Below are 13,824 nucleotides of genomic sequence, written 5' to 3'. Positions count from 1 at the left end.
AATACTGGTGGCCATAATCATCAGCCACCAGCCTTTCTTAATTAAAATATAAAATAATTTTAATTATTTAATGTAAAATTATTATTATTTATTATTTTTCTTTTAAAAATCTAATTATAGGTTAAATGAATATTGTTTCATTTATAAATTGTTATCTCAGATAATCTTAATTTTAAAATTAGATCAACCAACTGTTATTTATAAAGAATAAACAAGGTAGTTTAACTTATCAGCTAGCTAAGGAACCTCATGGTTTACTCTTATACCGAAAAAAAAAGAATTCGTAAAGATTTTGGAAAAAGACCACAAATTCTAGATATACCTTATCTACTTTCTATCCAATTGGATTCATTTCAAAAATTTATTAAACAGGATCCAGAAGGTCAACACGGATTAGAAGCTGCTTTCCGTTCTATATTTCCCATTCGCAGCTATAGTGGTAATGCTGAATTACAATATGTCAGTTATCGCTTAGGTCACACTGTTTTTAATGTAAAAGAATGTCAAATACGGGGTGCTACTTTTTCTGCTCCATTGCGCGTTAAATTACGTTTAATAATTTATGAAAAAGAATCTTTAGAAGCCACTGTAAAAGATATTAAAGAACAAGAAGTATACATGGGTGAAATTCCCCTTATGACTGAAAATGGTACATTTATTATTAATGGTACAGAAAGAGTCATAGTATCACAATTACACCGTAGTCCTGGTGTTTTTTTTGATAGCGATAAAGGAAAAACTCATTCTTCCGGAAAAGTCTTATACAACGCTCGTATCATACCTTATCGAGGATCTTGGTTAGATTTTGAATTTGATCCTAAAGATAATTTATTTGTACGTATCGATCGTAGAAGAAAACTTCCCGTCACAATTCTTTTAAGAGCTCTTAATTACTCCACGGAAGATATTATTAATTTGTTCTTTAAAAAAAATATTTTTCAATTCTTTGAAAAAAAAGTTGAAATGACATTAGTACCTGAAAGACTTCGTGGTGAAACAGCTTCTTTCAATATAAAATCATACGAAAAAATTTATGTAAAAAAAGGAAGTCGTATTACAGCTCACCACATAAGAAAATTAAAAAAAGATAATATTAAAAAAATTGAAGTACCTATTGAATATATATTCAATAAAATTATTGCTAAAAATTATTTCGATAAAAAAAACAATCAACCTATTATTCTCTCCAATACAATAATTTCTCCTGAAATATTAGAAAAAATAATAAAAAATGGACATAGTACTATAGAAACTATTTTTACTAATGATTTAGATCATGGTCCTTATATTTCAGAAACATTAAAAATAGATCAAACTCACGATAAATTAAGTGCATTAGTAGAAATTTATCGTATGATGAGACCAGGTGAACCTCCTACAAGAGAAGCTGCTGAAAATCTTTTTATAAATCTATTTTTTTCTGAAGAAAGATACGATCTTTCACCTGTAGGAAGAATGAAATTTAATCGTTCTCTATCACGTGAAGAAATAATAGGATCAGGTACTCTTAGTAAAGAAGATATTGTAGATGTTATTAAAAAATTAATAGATATTCGAAATGGAAAAGGAGAAATAGATGATATCGATCATTTAGGAAATCGTCGTATTAGATCTGTTGGTGAAATGGCTGAAAATCAATTTCGAATAGGTTTAGTGCGAGTAGAAAGAGCAGTAAAAGAAAGATTATCATTAGGTGATCTAGATACTATAATGCCTCAAGACATGATTAATGCTAAACCAATTTCTTCTGCTGTAAAAGAATTTTTTGGATCTAGTCAATTATCTCAATTTATGGACCAAAATAATCCTTTATCTGAAATTACACACAAACGTAGAATATCTGCTCTTGGAATTGGAGGATTAACAAGAGAAAGAGCTGGATTTGAGGTACGAGATGTACATCCTACTCATTATGGTCGGGTGTGTCCTATTGAAACACCAGAAGGACCTAATATAGGATTAATCAATTCATTATCTGTTTATGCTCGTACCAACAAATATGGTTTTTTAGAAACACCTTACAGAAAAGTAAAAAATAATATAGTAACCAATAAAATAAAATACTTATCTGCCATCGAAGAAGGTAATTATATTATTGCACAAGCAAATACTAATCTTAATTCTCAAAACATGTTTATTGATGATTTAGTTACTTGCCGTCATAAAGGAGAATCCAGTTTATTCCATCCTGATCAAGTAAACTATATGGATGTATCTACCCAACAAATCGTATCTGTTGGTGCTTCTTTAATCCCTTTTTTAGAACATGATGATGCAAATCGCGCTTTAATGGGTGCAAATATGCAAAGACAAGCAGTACCAACTCTAAGATCAGAAAAACCTCTAGTGGGCACTGGAATGGAAAGAGCTGTTGCTGTAGATTCTGGAGTAACAGTAGTAGCTAAAAGAGGTGGTATAGTGCAATACATTGATGCATCTCGCATTGTTATTAAAGTTAAAGAAACAGAAATGCTCACAGGTGAAGCTGGAATCGATATATATAATTTAAATAAATATACGCGTTCTAATCAAAATACTTGCATAAATCAAATTCCTTGCGTCCAATTAAAAGAACTTGTTGAATCAGGAGATGTATTAGCTGATGGTCCATCTACTGATTTAGGCGAACTCGCTTTAGGTCAAAACATGCGTGTAGCTTTTATGCCTTGGAATGGTTATAACTTTGAAGACTCTATACTTATTTCAGAAAAAGTTGTACAAAAAAATAAATTTACAACTATTCACATTCAAGAACTAGCATGTATTTCTCGAGATACTAAACTAGGATCTGAAGAAATTACATCAGATATACCGAATGTAGGAGAAGCAGCCTTATCTAAATTAGATGAATCAGGAATTGTATATATTGGAGCCGAAGTTACAGAAGGAGATATACTTGTCGGAAAAGTAACACCTAAAGGAGAAACACAATTAACACCTGAAGAAAAATTACTACGCGCTATTTTTGGAGAAAAAGCCTCAGATGTTAAAGATTCTTCATTACGTGTACCCAATGGAGTATCAGGCACCGTAATTGATTTACAAATTTTTACGCGAGATGGCGTGGTAAAAGATAAACGAACTTTAGAAATAGAAGATATGCAGTTAAAAAAGATTAAAAAAGATCTGACAGAAGAATTAAAAATATTTGAATCTAGTCTTTTTATTCATATCTATAATCATTTGATAAATTGTGGTATTTCCAAAGAAGAAATTTATAAATTATCCAAAGAAGAATGGCTAAAAATAAAATTAAAAAATGAAAAAAATCAAAAAATATTAGAAAAATTAACTAAAAAATATAATTCGCTAAAAAAAGAATTTGAAAAAAAAATAGAAGAAAACCATAAAAAAATTGTTCAAGGAGATGATTTATCTCCAGGAGTTTTAAAAATAGTTAAAGTATATTTGGCTGTAAAGAGACATATTCAACCTGGTGATAAAATGGCAGGAAGACACGGTAATAAAGGAGTTATTTCTAAAATTAATCCTATTGAAGATATGCCTTACGACCAATATGGAATCCCGATTGACATTGTTCTTAATCCATTAGGGGTACCTTCTAGAATGAATATTGGTCAAATTTTAGAAACACATCTAGGCTTAGCTGCTAAAGGATTAGGCGATAAAATTAATTATATGTTGAAAAAAAAAGAAAAAGTTGAAAATTTACGTAAATTTATACAACAAGCTTTCAATATAGGAGAAAACATTCGTCAAAAAATCGATTTTTCTAATTTCTCCGATAAAGAAATACTAATTCTAGCAGAAAATTTTAAAAAAGGTATTCCTATTGCAACACCTGTATTTGACGGTGCTAAAGAAAGTGAAATTAAAAAACTATTAGAATTAGCTGATCTTCCTTCATCTGGACAAATTATACTTTTTGATGGACGAACTGGAGAAAAATTTGAAAGACCTGTCACTGTTGGATATATGTATATGTTAAAACTAAATCATTTAGTAGACGATAAAATGCATGCTAGATCAACAGGATCATATAGTTTGGTGACACAACAACCCTTAGGTGGAAAAGCTCAATTTGGTGGACAACGTTTTGGAGAAATGGAAGTTTGGGCACTCGAGGCATATGGAGCTTCTTATACTTTACAAGAGATGCTCACTGTAAAATCTGATGATGTAAATGGACGAACAAAAATGTATAAAAATATTGTAGACGGTAATCACAAAATGGAACCAGGGATGCCAGAATCATTTAACGTTTTATTAAAAGAAATTAGATCATTAGGCATTAATATTGAACTTGAAAATGAATAAAACGTTCCAATATATACCAACTACTATAAATCTAATTTTTATTCATATTCTCTTGAACTGTTTACTCAGACGGGAGCTAATCCGTGAAAGACTTACTTAAATTTCTAAAAACACAAACTAAAGCAGAAGAATTTGATTCTATCAAAATTTCATTATCTTCACCAGACACTATTCGTTCATGGTCTTTTGGAGAAGTAAAAAAACCAGAAACAATTAATTATCGCACATTTAAACCTGAACGAGATGGTTTATTCTGTGCACGGATTTTCGGTCCTGTCAAAGATTATGAATGTTTATGTGGAAAATATAAACGTTTGAAACACCGCGGTGTTATTTGTGAAAAATGTGGAGTAGAAGTAACTCAGAGTAAAGTGCGTCGTGAAAGAATGGGTCATATAGAATTAGCATCTCCTATAGCCCATATTTGGTTTCTAAAATCTCTTCCATCGCGTATTGGGTTATTATTAGATATGCCTCTTAGAGATATAGAAAGAGTACTCTATTTTGAATCATATGTCATTGTTGATGAAGGTATGACTAATTTAGAGAAAAAACAAATTTTAACTGAAGAACAATATTTAGATGCACTAGAAGAATTCGGAGATGATTTTGATGCAAAAATGGGAGCTGAAGCAATCCAAATACTTTTAAAAAATATGAACTTAAAAGAGGAATGCGAAACATTAAGAAAAGAATTAAAAAAAAGCCATTCTGAAACTAAAAGAAAAAAATTAACCAAACGTATTAAATTACTCGAATCATTTATACAATCAAATAATAAACCAGAATGGATGATTCTTAATGTTCTTCCTATTTTACCTCCTGATTTAAGACCACTGGTACCTTTAGATGGAGGAAGATTTGCAACTTCAGATTTAAATGATTTATATCGCCGAGTTATTAATAGAAATAATCGGTTAAAACGATTACTAGATTTATCGGCTCCAGATATCATAGTAAGAAACGAAAAACGCATGTTGCAAGAAGCTATAGATGCACTGTTAGATAATGGTCGCCGAGGTCGAGCAATTATTGGATCCAATAAACGTCCTCTTAAATCCTTGGCAGATATGATCAAAGGAAAACAAGGTCGATTTCGTCAAAATTTACTCGGTAAACGCGTCGATTATTCAGGACGTTCAGTAATTACTGTCGGTCCTTATCTACATTTGCATCAATGTGGATTACCTAAAAAAATGGCATTAGAATTATTTAAACCATTTATATACGGAAAATTAGAACTACACGGTTTAGCAACAACAATTAAAGCTGCTAAAAAAATGGTAGAAAAAGAAGAATCCGTTGTTTGGGATATATTAGACGAAGTAATTCGCGAACATCCTGTTTTATTGAACAGAGCACCCACCCTACATAGATTAGGTATACAAGCTTTTGAACCAATTTTAATTGAAGGGAAAGCTATACAATTACATCCTTTAGTCTGCGCTGCTTATAATGCTGATTTTGATGGCGATCAAATGGCAGTTCATGTTCCTCTGACCCTCGAAGCGCAATTAGAAGCACGAGCATTAATGATGTCTACCAATAACATTCTATCTCCAGCTAACGGAGAACCTATCATCGTACCTTCACAAGATGTCGTTTTAGGACTGTATTATATGACTCGATCTAAAATCAATGGTAAAGGAGAAGGAATGATTTTAAGCGGTCCTAAAGAAGCAGAACGTCTTTATCGTTCAGAACTTGCCGAGTTACACTCAATGGTTAGAATTAGAATTCAAGAATACGAAAAAAAAGAAGAAAAAATTATTCTAAAAAAAAATAAAATAATTCATACTACAATAGGTAGAGCTATTTTGTGGATGATAGTTCCTAAAGGACTACCTTTTTCCATAGTAAATCAAACATTAGGAAAAAAAAGTATTTCTAAAATGATTAATACTTGTTATCGTATTTTAGGTCTAAAATCTACCGTGGATTTTGCTGATCAAATCATGTATACAGGATTCGCTTATGCTGCTCGATCTGGTGCATCTGTAGGTATAGATGATATGGTAATACCTTCTGAAAAAATAGAAATTATTGCAGAAGCTGAAAATGAAGTTGCAGAAATTCAAGAACAATTTCAATCTGGACTAGTCACTGCTGGAGAAAGATATAATAAAGTTATTGATATTTGGGCAGCTGCTAACGAACGTGTTTCAAAAGCTATGATGGCCAATCTTTCTGTTGATTCTGTCATAAATAAATACGGTAAAATTGAAAAACAGGTATCCTTTAATAGCATTTTTATGATGGCTGATTCAGGAGCACGCGGTTCTGCTGCACAAATTAGACAATTAGCTGGCATGAGAGGTTTAATGGCAAAACCAGATGGATCTATTATTGAAACACCTATTACAGCTAATTTTCGTGAAGGATTAAATGTACTACAATATTTTATTTCTACCCATGGAGCAAGAAAAGGATTAGCAGATACTGCTTTAAAAACAGCTAATTCTGGATATTTAACACGTCGTTTAGTAGATGTAGCACAAGATTTAGTAGTAACAGAAGATGATTGTCTTACATATGAAGGCATTGTCATGACACCAGTAATCGAAGGTGGTGAAGTTAAAGAACCTTTACGAGAAAGAGTATTAGGAAGAATTACAGCTGAAAATATTTTCAAGTCATGTTCAACAGAAATTTTAATACCTCGTAATACGTTACTCAATGAAAAATGGTGTGATATTTTAGAAAAATATTCTATAGATAGCATTAAAGTTAGATCAGTGGTCAATTGTGATACCGATTTCGGAATTTGTGCTTATTGCTATGGACGTGATTTGGCACGTGGTCATTTAGTAAATAAAGGTGAAGCTATTGGTGTTATTGCAGCTCAATCTATAGGAGAACCAGGAACACAATTAACAATGCGCACATTCCATATTGGAGGTGCAGCATCAAGAGCCGCTGCAACATCTAGTATTCAAGTAAAAAACAAAGGTAAAATTAACCTTAATAACGCTAAATCAGTCATTAATTCAGAAGGTAAAATTATTATTACTTCACGTAATGTTGAATTAAAAATGCTCGATGAATTAGGTAGAACGCAAGAAAGTTACAAAGTACCATACGGTTCTATCATGATTAAAGGACATGGAGAGACCGTTAATTCAGGTGAAACAATAGCTAAATGGGATCCACATACTATGCCTGTTATCACTGAAGTTAATGGTTATGTTCAATTTATTGATATGATCGATGGTCAAAGTATTACTCGACAAACAGATGAATTAACAGGATTAACTTCTATAATAATATTAGATTCAGCTGAACGCACTTCAATAGCAAAGGATCTGCGTCCAGCGTTAAAAATTATCGACTCATTTGGAAAAGATGTACTGTTACCAGGTACAGATATGCCTGCACAATATTTTCTTCCTGGTAGAAGTATTGTTCAATTAGATAACGCCATGAAAATTAGTTCAGGAGATACTTTAGCAAGAATTCCACAAGAATCAGGTGGAACTAAAGATATTACTGGTGGATTACCTAGAGTTGCTGATCTTTTCGAAGCTCGAAAACCTAAAGAATTAGCAATTCTAGCAGAAATTAGTGGTTTCGTATCTTTTGGAAAAGAAACTAAAGGAAAACGGCGTTTAATTATTACTCCTACTGATGATAATGAAATATATGAAGAAATGATTCCTAAATGGAGACAACTTAACGTTTTTGAAGGAGAAAGAGTAGAAAAAGGAGATGTCATATCTGATGGTCCAGAATCTCCACATGATATTCTTAGATTAAGAGGAATACAAGCTGTAACGAAATATATTGTTAATGAAGTACAAGAAGTATATCGTCTTCAAGGAGTAAAAATAAATGACAAACATATTGAGGTCATTATTCGTCAAATGTTACGAAAAGCTACTATTATTAAAGCAGGACAATCAGAATTTTTAGATGGAGAACAAGTAGAGTTTTATCGAATAAAAATATCAAATCGTAATCTGGAGAAAAAAAATTATATTCCAGCAACATTTTGTCGAGATTTATTAGGAATTACAAAAGCATCTCTAGCAACAGAATCTTTTATATCTGCTGCATCTTTTCAAGAAACAACACGTGTTTTAACAGAATCAGCCGTTGCTGGAAAAAAAGATGAATTAAGAGGTTTAAAAGAGAATGTCATTGTTGGTCGATTAATACCCGCTGGAACAGGATACGCATATCATAAAAATAGATTAAATCGTCGTCATCACCGATCATTATTATCAAATAATAAAATTACCGATACTACTATATCAGGTATTAGTCCGGAAGAAGCGGCTGCAAATTTATCTGAATTGTTAAATTCAACTCTTATAAAAAATAAAAATAAATAAAATTATCATTTTAATATAAACTGCTATTAAAAAAGCAGTTTATATTAAAAAATGAATAAATACATAAATTTTTATATCTACATTGTTATATAAATATTTATTTTTTAAAAAATTTTATTGTTATAAAATATAAATTATATACTAATTTATCTTTCATTTATTCATATATATGATATTATTTCATATAATTATGAGATGGAAAATTAAAACAGAAAATATATAAATATATTTTATTTATTTTTTTTAATAATCTTATATATAAAAATAAAATAAAACTTTTATGTAGTGTATATATTTTTCACAAAAAGTATTTAATAAAAAATAAAACGTTAGTTATATTCATATATAAAAATAAATTTCATAAATATATAATACAATATTATCTTGTATAGTTATTAACATATATTTTAATTAAAAATATAATATATTAATCAATATTTATATATCAATATTTTTCCTTTTCTTGAAATCACATAATTTATGTTTTTAAAATACAATAAGAATAAAAATGAAATAGATTTATTATCTATTTTATATCTTTTTTTATTTTTTATTTTTTTTTGATTATTTTTAATAATTTGTTTATTAATATGTATCTAATAATAAAAATAATTTTTTTTATAAAAATAAATTTATTTTATATTATATTTATTAAATATAAAATTAACTTTAGTATAAATTACTATCGATAACTTTAATATATAAGTTAATCATATTACTGTTATTAAAAAATAATCAATATTTTTCAGGAAAGAAATATGAATAAAGCTCAACTAATTAATGTAGTCTCCGAAATTACTAAATTATCTAAAAAACAAATTAAAACAACTTTAGAAACAGCTTTATCTTCTATTGTACAATCTTTAAAAAATGGAAATTCTGTTCAATTAGTAGGATTTGGAACTTTTAAAGTAAATAATCGAGCTGCTCGTATCGGACGTAACCCACAAACAGGAAAAGAAATTCAAATTCCTGCTACAAAAGTACCTACTTTTATATCCGGTAAATCTTTAAAAGAAGCTGTAAAATAATGTTTATTTTTATATTCGTCTCAAAAAATCGGGGCCACGTTGCCCCTGATTAATATCAATATATATCTTAATAATTATCAATATAGAATCAAAAAAAACTTTTATATTACATATAAGGTATTATATGCAAAAAAAAAATGCATTAATAAGTGTATCAAATAAATTAAACATTGTTACGCTAGCACATAATCTTGCAAAAAGAAATGTAAATATTTTCTCTACTGGAGAAACATCAAAAATTTTAAAAAAGTCAGGTGTTGATGTCACTGAAATATCAAATTATACTCAATTTCCAGAAATTATGGATGGTAGAGTAAAAACACTACACCCTAAAATATATGGAGGTATCCTGGCAAGAAAAAAAACTGATGACCATACCATGCAACGTCTTGGAATTATTAAAATAGATATAATTGTAGTAAATTTTTATCCATTTTGGCATGCAACTAATAATAAAAATTACAACATAGACAATATTATCGAATACATTGATATCGGTGGACCAGCTATGATCCGAGCTGCTGCTAAAAATTACAAAAATACAGTTGTTGTAGTCAATATATCCGATTATAAATATATAATATCAGAAATGGATAAAAATAATAATGAGGTTAGTTTAGAAACAAAATTTAAATTAGCAACATCCGCATTTAAATATGTAAAAAAATATGATACTATCATCTCTGATTATTTTTGTAATCATAATAAAGAAATAAAAAAAAATAATTTACCAATAACATCAATGCCCAATACTATCAATTTAAATTTTGTAAAAAATCAAGATCTTCGTTATGGTGAAAATCAACATCAAAAATCAGCATTTTATATCGAAAAAGATACATCAAAAAAAATTGATACACCAATAAAACAAATACAAGGAATCCCATTATCTTATAATAATATATTAGATTCAAATATCGCTATAGAATGTATAAAAGAATTCAATAAACCCACATGTGTTATTGTTAAACACGGTAATCCTTGTAGTATAGCAACTAAAAAAAATATACTGAAATCTTATTTAACAGCATATAATCAAGACCCAATTTCTTCCTTTGGAGGAATCATTGCATTTAACTTTCCGTTAGATAAAGAAACAACAAAAACTATTATCATGAAACAATTTGTTGAAATAATTCTCACTCCTGATATTGATAAAAATATTTTAGAAATAACGAAAAAAAAACCAAAGATTAGAATACTATTATTTAATATCAATAATAGAAATAAGCATCAATTAGAATATAAATCAGTAGAAGGTGGTCTTTTAGTACAAGAAAAAAACTCAATAATTGAAAATAGTAAAAATTGGAAAGTGGTAACTAAAAAAAAACCCAACAAAAGAGAACTTAATGATTGTAAATTTGCATGGAAAACAATAAAACACATTAAATCTAATGCTATTGTTTATGTAAAAAATCTTGTTACGATCAGTATTGGAGCTGGACAAATGAGTAGAATTTACTCTACTAAAATCGCTAATACTAAAGCACAAGACTTAAATTTAAATACAAAAGAAGCTGTAATGGCATCCGATGCATTTTTACCTTTTCGAGATAACGTTGATCTAGCTGCTGCCATGGGTATTACATGTATTATACAACCAGGTGGTTCAATACGAGATAAAGAAATTATTGCAGCTGCTAATCAACATAATATTGCAATGTTATTTACTGATATTCGTCATTTTAAACATTAATAAAATTTAAAAAATTTATTCACTTCTCATTACTTTTATTAATAATACATGTAAAAGAAAAAAATATTTTATAGGTATTTTTATGATACGTAGTATGACTGGTTATGCGAGAACAGAGCTAAAAAAAAATTGGGGAAAAGCTATTTGGGAAATACGTAGTGTTAACCAACGTTACTTAGAAATTCATATTCGCATGTCAGAAGAATTTCGAGAACTAGAATTTGCTGTTCGTCAATATATAAGAAGTAACCTCGATCGAGGGAAAATAGAATGCTATTTAAAATTTGAAGGCGGTTATAAAAAAGAAGAAAAAATTATTTTAAATAAAAATTTAATAAAAAAAATACTAAATACTATTCAGTGGCTTAAATTACACATTAATGAAGGTAATATTAATTTTCTCGATATTTTAAAATGGCCAGGAGTAATTGAAATAAAACGAGATAATTTAGATGAAATAAAAACAGAAATATTCTCTTCATTAAAATTTACCATAAAAAAATTAATAGAAGTACGTGTGCACGAAGGTATTTTATTAAAAAAAATAATCAAAGAACGTTTAGATTTAATAAAGTATGAAATAAAAAAAATAAAAATACAATTACCAAAAGTATTAAAATTATATAAAGAAAAATTATTTTTAAAATTAAAAGAATCACAAATATTTATAGATAAGACACGGTTCGAACAAGAAGTACTATTACTAATACAAAAAATAGATATCAGCGAAGAATTGGATAGAATAATAATACACATTACTGAAACTAATTCTATTATCAATAACACAGAATACGAACCTATGGGTCGTAGACTTGATTTTATTATGCAAGAACTTAATCGAGAAACTAACACTTTAGCATCAAAATCTATTAATTCATACATTACAGCAGCTACCATCGAAATAAAAGTCTTAATTGAACAAATAAGAGAACAAATTCAAAATATAGAATAAATAAAATTAATCCACATATTTAATATATTTAATCAAGCATAATTAATAAAATTTATTTTCTATTTATAAAACACTCTTTCCAATAAATCGGAGAAAAAAAGACCAAAAGCGCAAAAATTTCAAGACGACCAAAAATCATCATTAAAATTAAAATCCATTTTGCAGTATCGTTAATATATTTAAAATTATCTACTAAAACACCTAAACCTAATCCTAAATTATTTAAACTAGAAATAATAGCCGAAAACGCAGAAAAAGTATCAACTCCAGTAGCCATAAGAGATAAAATACCTAAAAAAAATAATAAAAAATACGTAAAAAAAAAACCCATACAGAATCTAATAATCTGGTCGAAAATGTTACATTACTAATGCTAATATTATATAATGCATATGGATGAATTACGCGTTTTATTTCTCTGACAAATTGCTTGAATAATAATATAAACCGTATTATTTTTATTCCTCCAGTCATAGATCCTGAACATCCTCCAACACATGCAGAAAAAAACAATAAAATAGAAAAATAAGCAGGCCATGAAGAAAAATTTTCTATGGTAAAACCTACTGTAGATTCAATAAAAAAAATTTGAAATAACAGACGATCTATCACTATTGACGAAAAATCATTGCATCGATTGTAATATAAAAATAAAAAAAATATTATAAACAAAATAAAATTAACATAAATAAATATTTTTAATTCTATATCTTTCCAATATAAAAATACATTCTTATTTTTTAAATAAATAAAATGTAAAGTATAATTACAACTGGATAATATAAGAAAAAAAGATGTAATAATATTAATATTTTGATTATTAAAATATCCCATACTACTATCGTGAGTTGAAAAACCTCCCATAGATACAGTAGATAAACTATGAGCTACAGCGTCAAATAAAGACATACCAAAAATCCAAAATAATAAAGTACAAAATACCGTCAAGCAACAATATATATATAACAAAGACTTAGCCATATTATAAACACGAGGTACCATTTTACTATTTTTTAACGATCCTATGATTTCAGCTTTATATAAATGCATACCATTCACTCCCAAATAAGGAGAGATAACTAAAAATAATACAACAATTCCTATTCCACCAAACCATTGTAACATTTGTCGATAAAATAAAAGAGATTTAGGAAATAAATCTAAAAAAATTAAAGTTGTAGATCCAGTAGTCGTTAAACCAGAAAAAGATTCAAAAAAAGCATCAGTAATAGATATATTTAATTTTTCATATAGAATAAAAGGTAATGAACCAATACTACCGCATACTATCCAAAATAGTACTACTACCACAAATGCTTCTCTTTTATGTATATTACCTTTTATGTTACGAGTAGGTAACCATAAAAATAAACCAATAATAAAGGTAATTAAAAAAGTTGTACTAAATACTTTATCTATATGATCAGAATAAACTAAAGACAACGTATAAGGAATAGATATGGTGAAAGAAAAAAAAATAACAAGTAAACCAATCATTCTAAAAATTAAAAAAAAACACATATATTACCCTTA

At 28.3% G+C, this 13,824-nt stretch carries 5 protein-coding genes and 1 pseudogene; 5 read left to right on the top strand and 1 reads right to left on the bottom strand.

Annotated elements, in window-relative coordinates; genetic code table 11:
• Positions 1-249 precede the first annotated feature (249 nt).
• From rpoB to AB4W77_RS00155, 5 genes are all read left to right on the top strand, one after another.
• Positions 250-4,278, top strand: a complete 4,029-nt coding sequence (gene rpoB, locus AB4W77_RS00175) for a DNA-directed RNA polymerase subunit beta (RefSeq protein ID WP_367681477.1) — start codon at positions 250-252, stop codon at positions 4,276-4,278.
• A gap of 83 nt (positions 4,279-4,361) precedes the next feature.
• The gene (rpoC, locus tag AB4W77_RS00170) at positions 4,362-8,609 is read left to right on the top strand and encodes a DNA-directed RNA polymerase subunit beta' (protein WP_367681476.1); all 4,248 of its coding nucleotides are present in this window, start codon (positions 4,362-4,364) and stop codon (positions 8,607-8,609) included.
• A gap of 740 nt (positions 8,610-9,349) precedes the next feature.
• Positions 9,350-9,640, top strand: coding sequence for an HU family DNA-binding protein (locus tag AB4W77_RS00165; RefSeq protein WP_367681698.1), 291 nt, complete (start codon positions 9,350-9,352; stop codon positions 9,638-9,640).
• Positions 9,641-9,764: 124 nt separating this feature from the next.
• Positions 9,765-11,339, top strand: a complete 1,575-nt coding sequence (purH, locus tag AB4W77_RS00160; RefSeq protein ID WP_367681475.1) for a bifunctional phosphoribosylaminoimidazolecarboxamide formyltransferase/IMP cyclohydrolase — start codon at positions 9,765-9,767, stop codon at positions 11,337-11,339.
• An 82-nt stretch (positions 11,340-11,421) separates the two neighbouring features.
• Positions 11,422-12,291, top strand: a complete 870-nt coding sequence (locus AB4W77_RS00155; RefSeq protein WP_367681474.1) for a YicC/YloC family endoribonuclease — start codon at positions 11,422-11,424, stop codon at positions 12,289-12,291.
• 52 nt (positions 12,292-12,343) lie between these two features.
• On the opposite strand, the pseudogene AB4W77_RS00150 reads toward AB4W77_RS00155, so the two are convergent.
• Positions 12,344-13,788, bottom strand: a pseudogene (locus tag AB4W77_RS00150) (potassium transporter TrkG).
• Positions 13,789-13,824: the final 36 nt, after the last annotated feature.

The organism is Buchnera aphidicola (Pemphigus immunis), from assembly GCF_964059115.1.
In the GTDB taxonomy this organism is placed as follows: Bacteria; Pseudomonadota; Gammaproteobacteria; order Enterobacterales; family Enterobacteriaceae; genus Buchnera_C; species Buchnera_C aphidicola_C.
Note: the sequence above shows the minus strand (reverse complement) of the source record. Positions and strands in the feature narration are given on the sequence as shown.